The 15,644-nt window shown below is 65.9% G+C and carries 13 protein-coding genes, 1 pseudogene and 1 riboswitch; of the genes and pseudogenes, 11 read left to right on the forward strand and 3 right to left on the reverse strand.

What is annotated here, in order from left to right; translation table 11 throughout:
* Positions 1–3 precede the first annotated feature (3 nt).
* The 9 genes from E8F12_RS08395 to atzF all read left to right on the forward strand — a co-directional run bounded on the left by E8F12_RS08395 (position 4) and on the right by atzF (position 11,983).
* On the forward strand, positions 4–774 hold the full coding sequence (locus E8F12_RS08395; RefSeq protein WP_280324788.1) for a 3-hydroxybutyrate dehydrogenase: 771 nt from the start codon (positions 4–6) through the stop codon (positions 772–774).
* 279 nt (positions 775–1,053) lie between these two features.
* Positions 1,054–1,428, forward strand: coding sequence for a hypothetical protein (locus tag E8F12_RS08400; protein ID WP_280324789.1), 375 nt, complete (start codon positions 1,054–1,056; stop codon positions 1,426–1,428).
* Positions 1,429–1,938: 510 nt separating this feature from the next.
* Positions 1,939–2,037: riboswitch (guanidine-I (ykkC/yxkD leader) on the forward strand.
* A gap of 58 nt (positions 2,038–2,095) precedes the next feature.
* Positions 2,096–3,160 (forward strand): putative urea ABC transporter substrate-binding protein, encoded by a 1,065-nt coding sequence (locus E8F12_RS08405; protein ID WP_280291370.1) that lies wholly within the window; start codon positions 2,096–2,098, stop codon positions 3,158–3,160.
* 76 nt (positions 3,161–3,236) lie between these two features.
* A complete protein-coding gene (locus E8F12_RS08410; RefSeq protein ID WP_280324790.1) occupies positions 3,237–4,052 on the forward strand; it encodes an ABC transporter permease in 816 nt (271 codons plus the stop codon).
* On the forward strand, positions 4,049–4,852 hold the full coding sequence (locus E8F12_RS08415) for an ABC transporter ATP-binding protein (protein ID WP_280324791.1): 804 nt from the start codon (positions 4,049–4,051) through the stop codon (positions 4,850–4,852). The genes E8F12_RS08410 and E8F12_RS08415 overlap by 4 nt, the downstream gene beginning before the upstream one ends.
* A gap of 10 nt (positions 4,853–4,862) precedes the next feature.
* Positions 4,863–5,582, forward strand: coding sequence for an urea amidolyase associated protein UAAP1 (locus tag E8F12_RS08420; RefSeq protein ID WP_280324792.1), 720 nt, complete (start codon positions 4,863–4,865; stop codon positions 5,580–5,582).
* Between the two features lie 11 nt (positions 5,583–5,593).
* A complete protein-coding gene (locus E8F12_RS08425; RefSeq protein WP_280324793.1) occupies positions 5,594–6,229 on the forward strand; it encodes an urea amidolyase associated protein UAAP2 in 636 nt (211 codons plus the stop codon).
* A gap of 251 nt (positions 6,230–6,480) precedes the next feature.
* The gene (uca, locus tag E8F12_RS08430; protein ID WP_280324794.1) at positions 6,481–10,098 is read left to right on the forward strand and encodes an urea carboxylase; all 3,618 of its coding nucleotides are present in this window, start codon (positions 6,481–6,483) and stop codon (positions 10,096–10,098) included.
* A gap of 76 nt (positions 10,099–10,174) precedes the next feature.
* The gene (atzF, locus tag E8F12_RS08435) at positions 10,175–11,983 is read left to right on the forward strand and encodes an allophanate hydrolase (RefSeq protein ID WP_280324795.1); all 1,809 of its coding nucleotides are present in this window, start codon (positions 10,175–10,177) and stop codon (positions 11,981–11,983) included.
* A 488-nt stretch (positions 11,984–12,471) separates the two neighbouring features.
* On the opposite strand, the pseudogene E8F12_RS08440 reads toward atzF, so the two are convergent.
* A pseudogene (locus E8F12_RS08440) lies at positions 12,472–12,729 on the reverse strand (transposase); the annotation flags it as partial.
* Between the two features lie 172 nt (positions 12,730–12,901).
* Between E8F12_RS08440 and E8F12_RS08445 the strand changes: the two are divergent.
* On the forward strand, positions 12,902–13,063 hold the full coding sequence (locus E8F12_RS08445) for a hypothetical protein (protein ID WP_280324796.1): 162 nt from the start codon (positions 12,902–12,904) through the stop codon (positions 13,061–13,063).
* Positions 13,064–13,067: 4 nt separating this feature from the next.
* Positions 13,068–13,697, forward strand: a complete 630-nt coding sequence (locus E8F12_RS08450; protein ID WP_280324798.1) for an XRE family transcriptional regulator — start codon at positions 13,068–13,070, stop codon at positions 13,695–13,697.
* 148 nt (positions 13,698–13,845) lie between these two features.
* Here the strand turns inward: E8F12_RS08450 and E8F12_RS08455 are convergent, their stop codons facing one another.
* Both E8F12_RS08455 and E8F12_RS08460 read right to left on the reverse strand, forming a co-directional pair.
* On the reverse strand, positions 13,846–14,352 hold the full coding sequence (locus E8F12_RS08455; RefSeq protein ID WP_280324799.1) for a hypothetical protein: 507 nt from the start codon (positions 14,350–14,352) through the stop codon (positions 13,846–13,848).
* A 347-nt stretch (positions 14,353–14,699) separates the two neighbouring features.
* A complete protein-coding gene (locus tag E8F12_RS08460; protein ID WP_280324800.1) occupies positions 14,700–15,644 on the reverse strand; it encodes an aliphatic sulfonate ABC transporter substrate-binding protein in 945 nt (314 codons plus the stop codon).

Below are 15,644 nucleotides of genomic sequence, written 5' to 3' on the forward strand. Positions count from 1 at the left end.
CCCATGAACCTCAATGGCAAGACCGCCCTGGTCACCGGCTCCACCAGCGGTATCGGCCTGGGCATCGCCCATCGTCTCGCCGCCGCAGGTGCCAACGTGGTGGTCAACGGCTTCGGGGACATCGACGCGGTGGTTGGCGAGCTCGCCATCCACGGCCCTCGCATCGGCCACCATGGCGCGGACATGTCCCAACCCGACCAGATCGCCGAGATGATCGCCTACGTCGAGCGCGAGTTCGGCGCCCTCGACATCCTGGTCAACAACGCCGGCATTCAGCACGTCGCCGCGCTGGAAGACTTCCCCGTCGAGCGCTGGAACGCGATCGTCGCCATCAACCTGTCCTCGGTGTTCCACACCACGCGCCTGGCGCTGCCGGGCATGCGCCAGCGCGGCTGGGGGCGCATCCTCAACATCGCCTCCACCCACGGCCTGGTCGCCTCGGCGGGGAAGAGCGCCTATGTCGCCGCCAAGCACGGGGTCATCGGCCTGACCAAGACCACCGCACTGGAAACCGCCACCACCGGCATTACCTGTAATGCCATCTGCCCCGGTTGGGTACTGACGCCGCTGGTCCAGCAACAGATCGACGCGCGTATCAGTGCCGGCGCCAGTCCGGAGCAGGCGCGTCACGACTTGCTGGCGGAAAAGCAGCCCTCGCTGGACTTCGTCACCCCCGAGCAACTCGGCGAGCTCGCGTTGTTCCTGTGCAGCGACGCCGCCGCTCAGGTCCGTGGTGCCGCCTGGAACATGGATGGCGGCTGGACGGCACAATAATTGTCGATGCAGGAAAGGGAACGCTCTCTACTCCCCGTCAAGGCTGCCGCAGAACTGCACGCCATCATGCTTGGCAACTTGCTGGATCAAATGGTCGAGCCGGATGGATTCCAGCCAGCCCGGTGGTCGGCCACCACCAGAACGACTGTATCGACGTGCTGTGGAAGGTCGCAAACGCGCCGCAAGGCTCCCGCCTGCTGACTCTGGCATGGATGATTGAATGCCTGCGGCCTGATACCCCCCTCCCTGTGCTGGAGTTGCCGGGCGAGCAGGACCGAAATGGGTTTCGACGCCGGCTGGCTGAAGATCAAGGTCACCCCGCAGCTGGCTACCGTCCTGGCGAGCTGCCGCGATGACGTGCTATCGCCCTGCCTGATCCACCGCCGCCCCGAGCGCAAGAAGAAGCGCGACGGCAAGATCCACTGGACCCAGGCAGACGAGCGCCTTCTTACCCGCGCATTCAAGGACGCCAGGGACGAAGCTGGGTGCTGCAAGAGCTGGAAGGAAGAGGAGACGCCGGCTTTCCGAGATCCGCGCCCTCTCCCTACACCTCATAAGCGGGCGGGTAAGGACGGGCAGAAGATCGCCGGACATACCAGCGAAGATATGGCGCGCTATTACCAGAAAGACCAGGCCGCACGGCATTCGCCATGACACATTTAGCTTTAGCGCTGGGCCCACGGGGATTCCAACGACCTCGATGAGAACCGGCATGATTCACAGAGGATACGCCTAGGAGGCCATTAACTTCATCTCGAGTCCCTTTTGCGCTGAAGTGGACGAGGTAGCTCTTCGCTCTGGACCATTCACAACCGTGGACCTCCTAACAGATCGCAGGCGCCAGAACATGTGCATGTGCAGTTTCCGGAAAGCTTCCTGATGGGCGCCCGTGGCTTCGAGTCTTCGAGAGCGCCCCTGCGCTCTTCGGATAGCGCTGCCTCACTTCGGTCAAGCCATTCACCCCGGCCGCAACGAACGTCATGCACCAGAAAGCAGCGCAACGCCTCTTTCAGGGGCGCAGACCACACGAAAAAGCTGGTCGTAATCCACCTGGGTGCATTGCAGCCTCACTGAAATGGCGGTCTTCCAGAGTTGGCACGGCATTCGCTTCGTCCAATGAGTGCAGGAGTAATCCGGACCACCGGAAAGCGGCACCACAATCTGACAATGGATGACTAGGGTTCCGGCTCGCGCAGCGAGTGACTGGTCCGAGAGTCATCGACCTCCAGCGAGGTTACACGGCGGGACAAAAGCCCGGGAGACGAGAGCGACAAGTGCCGCCCGACTCCTGCCCGCCCGACAACCGACCTGGAGATTGTCCATGCGCAAGCCCCTTCTGACCGCCCTGCTCGTCGCCGGCCTCGCCACTTTCAGCCTCGGCGCCAGCGCCGCCGCGAAGAACAGCTTCAACCTCTGCTGGACCATCTACGCCGGCTGGATGCCGTGGGAGTATGCGGCCAGCCACGGCATCGTCGACAAGTGGGCGAAGAAGTACGGCATCGAGATCAAAGTCACCCAGCTCAACGACTACATCGAGTCGATCAACCAGTACACCGCAGGCCAGTTCGACGGCTGCACCATGACCAACATGGACGCCCTGACCATCCCCGCGGCCGGCGGCGTGGACTCCACCGCGCTGATCGTCAGCGACTTCTCGAACGGTAACGACGGCATCGTCCTCAAGGGCGAAGGTAAATCCCTGGCCGACCTCAAGGGCATGAACGTCAACCTGGTGGAACTCTCGGTCTCCCACTACCTGCTCGCCCGCGCGCTGGAAAACGCCCGCCTGACCGAGAAGGACGTGAAGACGGTGAACACCTCCGACGCCGACATCGCCGCCGCCTTCAACACCGACGACGTGCAGGCAGTGACCACCTGGAACCCGATGCTCTCCGAAGCCCGCGCCAAGCCGGGCACCACCGAGGTGTTCAACTCCAGCCAGATCCCCGGCGAGATCATGGACATGATGGTGGTCAACAGCGCCGTCCTGAAGGACAACCCCGCCCTGGGCAAGGCCCTGACCGGCGCCTGGTTCGAAACCGTCGCGCTGATGCAGGGCGACAGCGCCGAAACTCGCGCCGCGCTGGAACACATGGCCAAGGCCTCGGGCACCGATCTGGCCGGCTACCAGAGCCAGCTCGCCACCACTAAGCTGTTCGCCACGCCGAAGGAGGCCCTGGCCTTCGCCACCAGCCCGAAACTGCCGGCGACCATGGACAAGGTCGCAGCCTTTTCCTTCGCCCACGGCTTGCTGGGTGAAGGTGCCAAGAGCGCCGAAGCCGTCGGCATGAGTTTCGCGGGCGGCCTCTCCACCGGAGATGCACAGAACCTGAAGCTGCGTTTTGACCCGACCTACGTGCAGATGGCGGCGGAAGGGAAGCTCTGACCTATGCACCGTTTCCCCTCGTAGGGCGGATAACGCGCTCCGCGTTATCCGCCCTACGAACCGACTGGTACGAAGCATGCGCCTGATCAACCGAACCCCCGACCGCAGCGGCCGCCTGTTCCTGGTGCTGCTGCCCTTCGCCCTGCTGCTGTTCGCCTATTTCGCCGGCTCGGCATCGCGGCTTGCGGAGAACCCCAACGACAAGCTATTGCCCAGCGCCGCGCAGATGGCCGACGCGGTGAACCGCCTCGCCTTCAGCGAAGACAAGCGCACCGGCGAAGTGCTGTTCTGGCAGGACACCGGCGCCAGCCTGCAGCGCCTGGGCGTGGGCCTCTCCATCGCCGCCCTGCTCGGCCTGGTGCTGGGCATTGCCGCCGGCAGCGTGCCGCTGTTCGGCACGCCCTTGTCGCCGCTGCTCACGGTGCTGTCGATGATCCCGCCGCTGGCGATCCTGCCGGTGCTGTTCATCGTCTTCGGCCTGGGCGAGTTGTCCAAGGTGGTGCTGATCGTCATCGGCGTCGCGCCCTGCATCGCCCGCGACATCGAACAGCGCGCCCGGGAAATCCCCTGCGAACTGCTGATCAAGGCGCAGACCCTGGGCGCCAGCACCTGGACGCTGATCCTGCGCGTGGTGCTGCCGCAACTGATGCCGCGCCTGCTCATCTCCCTGCGCCTGATGCTCGGCACGGCCTGGCTGTTCCTCATCGCCGCCGAAGCCATCGCCTCCACCGACGGCCTGGGTTACCGCATCTTCCTCGTGCGCCGCTACCTGGCCATGGACGTGATCCTGCCCTACGTCGTGTGGATCACCGCGCTGGCCTGGCTGATGGACTGGGCGCTGCGCGCACTCACCCGCCGCGCCTTCCCCTGGTACGAAGGAGGCAAGGCATGAGCTTCATCCGCGTGAAGAACGTCTGGCAGGAATACGACGGCAACGTGGTGCTCGAACGCCTCAACCTGGAAGTGCAGGAAGGCGAGTTCTGCACCCTGGTCGGCGCCTCCGGCTGCGGCAAGTCCACCTTCCTGCGCCTGCTGCTCGGCCAAGAGCGCCCCAGCCGTGGCGAACTGCTGCTCAACGGCCAGCCGCTGCCGGGCGAACCCGACCCGAGCCGGGGCGTGGTGTTCCAGCGCTACTCGGTGTTCCCGCACCTTAGCGTGCAGGACAACGTCGCCCTCGGCCTGGAACTGCCGCGCTCGCCGCTGCTCGGCCGGCTGTTCGGCGGCGCCAAGCGCGAGGCCCGCGAACAGGCCGCCGCCCTGCTCGAGCGCGTCGGCCTTGGCCATGCGCTGAAGCAATACCCGAGCGCCCTCTCTGGCGGCATGCAGCAGCGCCTGGCCATCGCCCAAGCGCTGGTGATGAAGCCGCGCGTGCTGCTGCTCGACGAACCCTTCGGCGCGCTCGACCCGGGCATCCGCAAGGACATGCACGCCTTGCTGCTGGAGCTGTGGCAGGAAACCCGGCTCACCGTGTTCATGGTCACTCACGACCTGGCCGAAGGCTTCAGCCTGGGCACCCGCCTGCTGGTCTTCGACAAGGTCCGCCACGACCCGCAGGCGCCCACCGCCTACGGCGCCCGCATCACCTATGACATCCCACTCAACGCCGACCGCAAGGCGGCCCGCGCCGCCCTGCCCGAACCGCTCGCCGCGCGCCTGGAAACGGCCGCGCCGCTGATCACGCCGGCCTACTGAGGAACCCGATATGAACGAACTGCGCACCAGCCTCTATGAAGAAATTGTCCCCGGCGGCGGCCACACTTCCTTCGTGCTCAAGCGTGGCCAGTTGCTGCGCCTGACCGACCTGGAAGGCGGCGGCAACGCCAGCGTGCTGCTATTCAACGCCGCCGAGAAAAGCGAGCGGCTGAATCTGCCCGACAGCCTCAAGTGCCAGCACACCGCCAAGCTCACCGCCGGCCACTGCCTGTACTCGGACATGGGACGCGTGCTCGCCGCCATCACCGCCGACAGCTGCGGTTGGCACGACAGCTTTGGCGGCGTGCTGAACGCCACCGAAGTGCAGGAGAAGTACGGCCAGGGCCGCTACCAGGAACTGCGCAACGGCTTCTTCCGCAACGGCGCGGACAACCTGCTGGTGGAAATGGGCAAATGGGACATGCGCCTGCAGGACCTGCTGATGTGCCTGAACCTGTTCAGTCGCGTGGATGTCGACGCCGACGGATGCTTCCGCTTCGCGACGGGCAACTCCAGGGCCGGCGACTTCGTCGAACTCTACGCGCCGATGGACACCCTCGTGGTGCTCACCGCCCTGCAACACCCCATGGATCCGAACCCGCAGTACGCGCCCAAGCCCATCGGCCTGACCTGGCAGCAGGTCGCGTCCGACGGCATCAGCGTGCTCTGCCGCACCTCGCGCGCGGAGAACGGCCGCGGCTTCCACAACACCGAACGCCTGTTCATCTGAGGAGCGCGAACATGCCCATCGTCCCCAGCGACAAACACCCCGAAGCCTGCATCTTGCGCACCCTGATTCCCGCCGGCGAGCCCAGCCTCACCGAACTGAAAGCCGGGCAGACCCTGCGCATCCTCGACCTGGAAGGCAACCAGGCGGTGGACACCCTATTCTTCTGCGCCGCCAACCCGCGCGAGCGCTACGACGTGCAGCGCACCCTGCGTAAACAGGGGCAGGTCTATCTCAGCGCCGGCAGCGTGCTCTGGTCCAACCTCGGCAACCCGATGCTGAGCATCGTCGCCGACACCTGCGGCCGCCACGACACCCTGGGCGGCGCCTGCGCCCAGGAAAGCAACACCGTGCGCTACGCCCTGGACAAGCGCTACATGCACAGCTGCCGCGACAACTTCCTGCGCGCCAGCCTGCACGACGGGCGCCTCTCCAAGGCCGACATCGGCCACAACATCAACTTCTTCATGAACGTGCCGGTCACCGCCGAAGGCGGCCTGACCTTCGAGGACGGCATCTCCGGCGCCGGCAAGTACGTCGAGCTGCTCGCGCACATGGACGTCATCGTCCTGATCTCCAACTGCCCGCAGCTCAACAACCCCTGCAACGGCTGGAACCCGACCCCGGCGGAGTTGCTGGTATGGGACTGACCGTGCGCCTGCGTCGCTGGCTGTGGCTGCTTTGCCAGAGCCGCAGCGCTCAGTGCAGCCCCACGCTTCGCCAGCGCCCCGGCGGCAACGAACCTGCCCCGTAGGATGGGTGGAGCCTGCGATTCCCATCGCCGATACCGCATGGGTATCGCTTCGCTCCTCCCATCCTACGAGAAGCTTCAGCGCCGCGGACGACCCTGGCGCACACCGAATGACGGCGGGACGACCCGCCACCCCATGGGGACTTCCTCATGTTCGACAAACTCCTGATCGCCAACCGCGGCGCCATCGCCTGCCGCATCCTGCGCACCCTCCAAGCACTCGACGTGAAAGGCGTGGCTGTCTACTCCGAAGCCGACGCCGCCAGCCTGCATCTCCAGCAGGCCGACCAGGCCATCAGCCTCGGCGAAGGCCCGGCGTCCAGCACCTACCTGGTGGTCGAGAAAATCCTCGCAGCCGCCCGCGCCAGCGGCGCCCAGGCCATCCACCCCGGCTACGGCTTCCTCTCGGAAAACGCCGCCTTCGCCGAATCCTGCGAGGCCGCCGGCATCGCCTTCGTCGGCCCGACGCCGGAGCAACTGCGCCTGTTCGGCCTCAAACACACCGCCCGTGCCCTGGCCCGCGAACAGGGCGTGCCGATGCTCGAAGGCACCGACCTGCTGCCCGACCTCGAAGCCGCCCTGCTCGCCGGTGAACACGTCGGCTACCCGGTGATGCTCAAAAGCACCGCCGGCGGTGGCGGCATCGGCATGCGTGTGTGCCGCTCGGCGGACGAGCTGCGCGACGCCTTCGACGCGGTGAAGCGCCTGGGGCAGAACAACTTCAGCGACTCCGGCGTATTCATCGAGAAGTACATCCAGCGCGCCCGCCACCTGGAAGTGCAAGTGTTCGGCGACGGTCAGGGGGAAGTGATCGCCCTCGGCGTGCGCGACTGCTCGGTGCAGCGGCGCAACCAGAAGGTGCTGGAAGAAACCCCGGCGCCCAACCTGCCCGCCGGCATGGCGGAGCAGCTCTGCGCAGCGGCGATCCAACTGGCGAAAGCCGTCAGCTACCGCAGCGCCGGCACCGTGGAATTCGTCTACGACAGCGAGGCGCAGCGCTTCTACTTCCTCGAAGTGAACACCCGCCTGCAGGTGGAGCACGGCGTCACCGAGCAGGTCTGGAGCATCGACCTGGTGCGCTGGATGATCGAGCTGGCCGCCGGCGACTTGCCGCCGCTGGCCGAACTGGCCGCTACGCTGCAACCCACCGGTCACGCCATTCAGGCACGGCTGTACGCGGAAGACCCGGGCCGCGACTTCCAGCCCTGCCCCGGCCTGCTCACCACCGTGCAGTTCCCGCCGGCAGATGGCAAGGCGCTACGCATCGATACCTGGGTCGAGGCCGGCTGCGAGATTCCGCCCTACTTCGACCCGATGATTGCCAAGCTCATCGCCTGGGCGCCGACCCGCGAGCAAGCCAGCACCGGTCTCGACCGCGCGCTCGCCGACAGCCTGCTCTACGGCGTGGAATGCAACCGCGACTACCTGCGGCAGATCCTCGCCGACGCTCCTTTCGCCAGCGGCTCACCCTGGACGCGCTGCCTGGAGCGCCTGCGCTACCGCGCCCACACCATCGAAGTACTCAACGCCGGCACCCAGACCAGCGTGCAGGATTACCCCGGCCGCCTCGGCTACTGGGCCGTGGGCGTGCCGCCGTCCGGGCCGATGGACGACCGCGCGCTGCGCCAGGGCAACGTCCTGCTGGGTAACCCCGACGGCGCCGCCGCGCTGGAAATCACCATGAGCGGTCCGAGCCTGCGCTTCAACACCGACGCGGTGGTCGCGATCACCGGCGCGGCGTTGCCGGTCCTGCTCGATGGCATCGAGCAGCCGATGAATACCGCGCTGTTCATCGCCGCCGGCGCCACGCTCAGCCTGGGCACCGTCAGCGGCGCCGGCGCACGCAGCTACCTGTGCCTGCGCTGCGGCCTGCAAGTGCCGGACTATCTGGGCAGCAAGAGCACCTTCACCCTCGGCCAATTCGGCGGCCACGGCGGCCGCGCCCTGCGCGCGGGCGACGTGCTGCACCTCGCCGCACTGGAAGACACCAGCCACGGCGCCAGCCTGCCGCCGCCGCTACGCACCGAGCTGCCAGACGTGCGGCAGATCCGCGTGATCTACGGCCCCCACGGCGCGCCGGAATATTTCACCCAGGCCTACATCGAGACCTTCTTCGCCACCGACTGGGAAGTGCACTTCAACTCCAGCCGCACCGGCGTGCGCCTGATCGGCCCGAAGCCGGAATGGGTGCGCGAGAGTGGCGGAGAGGCCGGCCTGCACCCCTCGAACATCCACGACAACCCCTACGCCATCGGCGCGGTGGACTTCACCGGCGACATGCCGGTCATCCTCGGCCCGGACGGCCCGAGCCTGGGCGGCTTCGTCTGCCCGGTGACGGTGATCGAGGCCGACCTCTGGCAGCTCGGCCAGCTCAAGGCCGGGGACAAGGTACGTTTCCTACCGGTGGATATCTCCACCGCTCGCGCACTGGCACAGTCCTGTAGGAGCGAGCTTGCTCGCGAAACCGCACAACTCAGGGACCACCAGCAGAATGCGTTCGCGAGCAAGCTCGCTCCTACAAGTCCCATCGTCCTCGACCTCGGCCAGGACGACACCCGCCTGGTCGCGCGCCTCTCCGGCGACACCCACCTGCTGCTGGAAATCGGCCAGCCCGAGCTCGACCTCGTGCTGCGCTTCCGCGCCCACGCCCTGATGCAGGCGCTGGAAGCGAAGGATCTCGCCGGCGTGATCGATCTCACACCCGGTATCCGTTCGCTGCAGGTGCACTACCAGCCGGAAACCCTGCCGCTGCAAAGCCTGCTGGAAACCGTCGCCGGCCTGTGGGATGCCGTGTGCGCCGCGCAGGACCTCAAGGTGCCGTCGCGCATCGTCCACCTGCCACTGTCCTGGGACGACCCCGCCTGCCAGTTGGCCATCGAGAAGTACATGACCACCGTGCGCAAGGACGCGCCCTGGTGCCCGAGCAACCTGGAGTTCATCCGCCGCATCAACGAGCTGCCGGACCTGGAGGCGGTGTACCGCACCGTGTTCGAGGCCAGCTACCTGGTGATGGGGCTGGGCGACGTCTACCTCGGCGCGCCGGTGGCCACGCCGCTGGACCCGCGCCACCGCCTGGTCACCACCAAGTACAACCCGGCGCGTACCTGGACGGCGGAAAACTCCGTGGGCATCGGCGGCGCTTATATGTGCGTCTACGGCATGGAAGGCCCCGGCGGCTACCAGTTCGTCGGCCGCACCCTGCAGATGTGGAACCGCTACCGCGAAGTCGCCGCGTTCGACGGCAAGCCGTGGCTGTTGCGCTTCTTCGACCAGATCCGCTTCTACCCGGTGTCGGCGGACGAACTGCTGCGCATCCGCCGCGACTTCCCGCTCGGCCGCTACCCGCTGCGCATCGAACACAGCGAACTGCGCCTGGCCGACTACCAGCAGTTCCTCGCCGAGGAAGCCGAGAGCATCGCCGCCTTCCGACACCACCAGCGCGCCGCCTTCGACGCCGAGCGCGAACGCTGGATCGCCTCCGGCCAGGCGCATTTCGAGAGCGAAGAGGCCGCCGTGGAAATCGGCGAAGATGCCCCGCTCGGCGCCGGCCAGCACGCCATCGAAAGCCACATCGCCGGCAACCTCTGGCAGGTGCAGGTGGAGGCCGGCGCCAGCGTGAAGGCCGGCGACATCCTGGTGATCCTCGAATCCATGAAGATGGAAATCCCCCTCACCGCCCCGCGCGACGGCGTGGTGCGCGAAGTGCGCTTGCAGCCCGGCTCGCCGGTGCGTGCCGGGCAGAGGGTGGTGGTGATGGAAGAATCCTGAGCGACAGCTGAAACGCGCCCTCTCAGGGAGAGGGCTGCCCACGCACTGAAATGACCGGCCCCAAGGAATCCCGACCATGCCCCACACCTTCGACCTGCGCCTCGCCACTCTGCGCACTGCGTACCGCGAAGGCCGCGCCACGCCGCGCCAGCTGATCGCCCAACTACGCGACAAGGCCGCCGCGCTGAACCCGGACTACCACCTGTTCATCCACCTGCTGACGCTGGACGAGCTGGAACCCTACCTCGCCGCTTTGGACGACAAGTCGCCGGATAGCCTGCCGCTCTTCGGCATCCCCTTCGCCATCAAGGACAACATCGACCTTGCCGGCATCCCCACCACCGCCGCCTGCCCGGCCTTCGCCTACACGCCGGAGACTTCCGCGACGCTGGTGCAGCAACTGGTCGACCTGGGCGCCATCCCGCTGGGCAAGACCAACCTCGACCAGTTCGCCACCGGCCTCAACGGCACCCGTTCGCCCTACGGCGAATGCCGGAACAGCGTGCTGCCGGAATATCCGTCGGGCGGCTCGAGCGCCGGTTCCTCGCTGGCCGTGGCGCTGGGCTTGGCGAGCTTCGCCCTGGGCACCGACACCGCCGGCTCCGGCCGTGTGCCGGCGGCGCTCAACGGTTTGCTGGGGCTCAAGCCGAGCAAGGGACTGCTGTCCAACCACGGCTTGCTGCCGGCCTGCCGCACGCTGGACTGCATCACCTACTTCACGGCCAGCGCCGCCGAGGCCAGCGAACTGCTCGCCCTCACTGCTCGGCTCGATCCGCAGGATGGCTATAGCCGCGCCAACCCGGTCTGGAATGACGCCAGCGCCTTCGGTGCACCCGGGCCGTTCCGCTTCGGCGTGCCCCGCGCCGATCAGCTGGAGTTCTTCGGCTGCCACGAAGGCCCGGTGCTGTTCACCGACGCCCTCGACCAGCTCAAGGCCCTGGGCGGCGAAGCGCGGGAAATCGACTTCGCGCCCTTCCTCGAAGCTGCGCGCCTGCTCTACGAAGGCCCGTGGGTCGCCGAGCGCTACAGCGTGGCCGGCGACCTGATCGAGCGTGACCCGCAGGCGGTGCTGCCGGTGATCCGCGACGTGCTGGCGAAAGCGCCCGGTGCATCCGCCGTGCAGGCGTTCCGCGCGCAATACCGGTTGCAGGAGCTCAAGGCGCAGTGCGACGCGATCCTCGCCGACCTCGACTGCGTGCTGACGCCCACCATCGGCCGTCCGGTGACGCTTGACGAGCTGCACGCCGAACCGGTGAAGCGCAATTCCGAGCTGGGCTACTACACCAACTTCATGAACCTGCTGGACTACGCCGCCGTCGCCGTGCCCAGCGCCCTCATGGACAACGGCCTGCCCTGGGGCGTGACGCTGTTCGGCCGCACCTTCACCGACCAGTACCTGCTCGGCGTGGCCGACGCCCTGCAGCGCCAGCACAACCTGCCGCTCACCGGCGGCAATCTGGTCTGCCCCGCCACTTCCGCCAACGCCGCGCGCAACGACCGCGCACGCCTGGTCGTCTGCGGCGCGCACCTGGACGGCCTGGCGCTGAATTGGCAATTGCGCCAGCGCGGCGCCCGCCTGCTGCGCGCCACCCGCAGCGCGCCAAACTACAAACTCTACGCCCTGGCCGGCGGCCCGCCGCTGCGTCCCGGCATGCTGCGCGTGGCCGAAGGCGGAGTGGCTATCGAGGTGGAAGTCTGGGAACTGCCCGGCGCCGCGTTGGGCTCCTTCCTCACCGGTATCCCGGCGCCGCTGGGGCTGGGCAAGGTGCAATTGGAAGACGGCAGTTGGGAAACCGGCTTCATCTGTGATGTTTGGGGACTGGATGGCGCTGAGGACATCAGCCGCTTCGGTGGCTGGCGGGCGTGGTTAACAAGCCGCGGGTAACTCCACGACCGCTCTCGATGTGTCGAGGTCGTCGCCCACGAGCCATGGCTAGGATTAGTTGCTCGATCGAAGTTCGCGCCGTCACTGGCTAAGCCGGGGCCAACTGACAGCGCATCAGCTGGCATGCAACAGAGGTGATGCCCCTCGGCCAGGCCGCCTAGATCGATGCCAGCGAAGCCTAGGCGCTCGATCTGGGCGGACTTGCCGAGGGACGCCTTGCGCAGTTCCCCGGTGGGCCACTGCCGGCTCTCAAGCTGGTGAGGTTTAGCTAGGGCCCAACTGGCGGACACCGACTCAAGGTGTCCGCTTTCGGACCAGGCCGTGTAAAAACGCAGCGGGTGATGGATAGTTGGATATTGAACGGTTTTAGCAGCGTCCAACGGCCTCGAGGGCGCTTGGCGTGTCGATCCGAGGCATTCAGCTGATTCGGGCAAGTGCGGCTTCCGCGATTCGGTGCGACGAGTTGAGCGGGCAGCCAATGGGGGGGTTCAGGCCTTCATCGCCGCCATCAGGGCGTTACTGCCCAGCAGCTTCAGCATCCGTTTGAAGTTGTAAGCGAGCACATGCAGGCTCATTTCCGTGCTCACCCGGTCGAGCGTCTTGGTGAGGAAATGGGTGGCGCCCATCCAGGCCTTCAACGTGCCGAACGGATGCTCCACCGTCTGGCGGCGGATGCGCATCATCTCCGGTGCCTGATCCAGGCGGGACTGCATCGTGTCGAGCACCGACTCATGTTCCCAGCGACTCCCCGCCGCTGTGCGCTCGGTCAACCCATCCTACGGCTGGCCCCTCCGTAGGGTGCGCTGCGCGCAGCTTAGACTCTAAATGGAATAAATAAATACAAATTAAGTATTTATTGTTCTAAAACAGAACGACTAGGCTAGCTCCGTACCCCATGACTCCAAAGGAGAACGTCAAATGGACCGCGCAGACAACGTCATCGACATCGCCCGCTACCGCACGCGCCGCCAGGCCCGCCGCATAGCCGAGCTGATGTGGCTGATGTATGCGTCTCGCGCCGGCTACGGGGCGTTTCAGGTGCTGCAGCAGCATCGGGACAGCAGCACTCGAGAGGCGTGAAACCATGGGGCAGTCCTTATCTGCCGGTGCCCATGACCAGGTGTTGATCGCGGCGCCAAGCGCAGTGGATGACCCCATAGGCCAGCGAGTTGCCAGCAACCTGTTGCGCCTGCGCAGCAAGCGCAATCTGTCCCTGGATGGCCTGTCGCGTGTATCCGGCGTGAGTCGCGCAATGCTGGCGCAGATCGAATCGGGCCGCAGCGTGCCCTCCATCAAGGTGCTGTGCAAGATCGCCCAGGGCCTGAAGGTCTCGGTGGCCGCCTTTCTTGATGACCGCGCCTTCGACGGTGTCGCGGTGCTGCCGGCGCGCCAGAGCAAGCGTCTGGTGAGCAGCGACGGCAGCTTTGTCAGCCGCGCGCTGTTCCCCTTCGATTGTTCGCGCCAGGTGGAATTCTATGAACTGCGCCTGGCGGGCCTGGCCACCGAGGATTCCCCCGGCCACGCTCCCGGCACCCAGGAGAACCTGGTGGTGGCCCAGGGTGTGCTGGAGATCGGCGTGAACGAGGAGCGCTTCCTGCTCGCCACCGGCGATTCGATCCTGTTCTACGCCGACCAGCCCCATGCCTACCGCAATCCCTCGGACAGCGAAGCGGTGGCCTACCTGGTCACCACCTATGCCGAGCGGCTCGACTGAGCCGGACCGCTCCCGTTTCCATCCCCCCAGGGGGCCCTCGCCGCCCGGCGGGGTGGGAATCGCGAAGCGCCTTCCACCACGGCCCCCGGAATGGAGGCATAAAAAAGCCCGGCGGGTTTCCCGGCCGGGCTTTTTTTTGTCCTGCCGATCAGCAGGTGCAGCACATCATGGGCATGCCATTGCAGCTCATCATCATCGGCATGCCGCACTCCATCATTTTCATCATCAGGGCGCAGCAGTTCTTGAACATCTCCATGTTCATGCCCTGCATCGGCATCATCTTGCACATCATTGCGTCGCCCTGCATGGAGCACTCCATCATGCACTTCATGGACGGCATGGGCATGCCCATCCCCATCATCGGCATCATGTTCATCATGCCCATCATCGGCATCATCGCCATGCCGGCCTGGGACATGCACATCATCGACATGTTGCCACAGTGCATCATCACCGGCATGCCGCAGTTCATCATCATCGCCATCATTTCGGCGCTGTTGCGGAACATCGCCATGTCCATGCCCATGGCTGGCATCATCTTGCACATCATGCCGTCGTCCTGCATGTCGCACGCCATGGTGACCATCATCATGGGCATGCCCATCATCGGCATCATGGGGTTGGTGGACATCGGCATCTGCATGGCATTCATCATGGTGGCGCTCCCTCAAAGGATGGAATGGGTAACCGGAATGGCGTCGATTCTAGGAGCGCCATTCCGTCGAGCAAGATGACGAGACAGCGTCGACCAGGTACGCCGGGCATACGATTTCCTCATCGATGGCAGCGTATTCGGACTTGGTAACAGCGATTTCCATGCGATCACGTACGATTGAGCATCGATAGCGTCTTCCCTGACGTAATGGATATGCACTTCAGGAATTAGCAAATAACCCTAGTGAATATTCAATCTAACGAAGAGGCACTTTTTTACGCCTCGGCTCCTGTGCCCATAAAAGGGCGGAAGAGCCCGTCCTTGAACTATCCACACGTGTTCGCGCATCAGTCGCCGACCGCCTTCGGCTGCCACACCGCCGACGCCACATCCACCCGCCGTGGCAGCAGGCGGTTTTCCCGGAACAGATCGGCCGTGCGTTGTTGCGCCGCGATGATCTCCGCGGTCACTGGGCCTATCGGCGAAGCCGGGCGATGTTCGAAGGTGCGCGCAACCACAGCGGGTGCCAGTCCGGTGAAGCGCGCCAGTATGGCGATGCTCTCGTCGCGGTGGCTGCGGGTCAGCGCTTCCGCCGCGCTCAGCTCATCCAGCAATTGCCGGATGAACGCCGGGTTGGCGTCCACATAGGCGCGGGCGCCCAGGACGAAGGGGCCGATCAGGTCCAGCCCTTCGCCATTGGCCAGCAGGCGTGCGCGGCCTTCCAGTTCCATTGCCGAATAGAACGGGTCCCAGATGGCCCAGGCGTCCACGGCACCCTGCTCGAAGGCGGCACGTGCATCGGCGGGACTGAGGAACACCGGCTGGATATCGGTGATGCCCAGCCCGGCTCGCTTGAGGGCACGCAGCATCAGGTTGTGGGCGCTGGAGCCCTTCTGCAGCGCCACCTTGCACCCCTTGAGCCCAGCCACGTCGGTGATCGCACTGTCCGTCGGCACCAGGATGACTTCGGCCTGCGGCTTGGCGGGCTCCGAGCCGAGGTACAACAGGTCGGCGCCGGCCGCCTGGGCGAAGATGGGCGGAATGTCACCGGTGGAACCCACATCCAGGCTGCCCACGTTCAGCGCTTCGAGCATCTGCGGGCCGGCGGGAAACTCGATCCATTCCATCCGGGTACCGGCGAAACGCTTTTCCAGCAGGCCATGTTCCTTGGCCAGCACCAGACTGGAGGACGCCTTCTGGTAGCCGATGCGCAAGGTGGCCGGGTCGGCCACGGCACCTTGCGCCAGTGTCAGCAGCGCCAATAGCGCCGCCCCAAATCCAAGTCGTTTCAT

The organism is Pseudomonas sp. BN102, assembly GCF_029871245.1.
Lineage (GTDB): Bacteria > Pseudomonadota > Gammaproteobacteria > Pseudomonadales > Pseudomonadaceae > Metapseudomonas.

Excerpts from the sequence above, each read along its gene's own strand:
- E8F12_RS08395 (WP_280324788.1), top strand. The coding sequence starts at position 4 with ATGAACCTCAATGGCAAGACCGCCCTGGTCACCGGCTCCACCAGCGGT.
- E8F12_RS08400 (WP_280324789.1), top strand. The coding sequence starts at position 1,054 with ATGGGTTTCGACGCCGGCTGGCTGAAGATCAAGGTCACCCCGCAGCTG.
- E8F12_RS08405 (WP_280291370.1), top strand. The coding sequence starts at position 2,096 with ATGCGCAAGCCCCTTCTGACCGCCCTGCTCGTCGCCGGCCTCGCCACT.
- E8F12_RS08410 (WP_280324790.1), top strand. The coding sequence starts at position 3,237 with ATGCGCCTGATCAACCGAACCCCCGACCGCAGCGGCCGCCTGTTCCTG.
- E8F12_RS08415 (WP_280324791.1), top strand. The coding sequence starts at position 4,049 with ATGAGCTTCATCCGCGTGAAGAACGTCTGGCAGGAATACGACGGCAAC.
- E8F12_RS08420 (WP_280324792.1), top strand. The coding sequence starts at position 4,863 with ATGAACGAACTGCGCACCAGCCTCTATGAAGAAATTGTCCCCGGCGGC.
- E8F12_RS08425 (WP_280324793.1), top strand. The coding sequence starts at position 5,594 with ATGCCCATCGTCCCCAGCGACAAACACCCCGAAGCCTGCATCTTGCGC.
- uca (WP_280324794.1), top strand. The coding sequence starts at position 6,481 with ATGTTCGACAAACTCCTGATCGCCAACCGCGGCGCCATCGCCTGCCGC.
- atzF (WP_280324795.1), top strand. The coding sequence starts at position 10,175 with ATGCCCCACACCTTCGACCTGCGCCTCGCCACTCTGCGCACTGCGTAC.
- E8F12_RS08445 (WP_280324796.1), top strand. The coding sequence starts at position 12,902 with ATGGACCGCGCAGACAACGTCATCGACATCGCCCGCTACCGCACGCGC.
- E8F12_RS08450 (WP_280324798.1), top strand. The coding sequence starts at position 13,068 with ATGGGGCAGTCCTTATCTGCCGGTGCCCATGACCAGGTGTTGATCGCG.
- E8F12_RS08455 (WP_280324799.1), bottom strand. The coding sequence starts at position 14,352 with ATGATGAATGCCATGCAGATGCCGATGTCCACCAACCCCATGATGCCG.
- E8F12_RS08460 (WP_280324800.1), bottom strand. The coding sequence starts at position 15,644 with ATGAAACGACTTGGATTTGGGGCGGCGCTATTGGCGCTGCTGACACTG.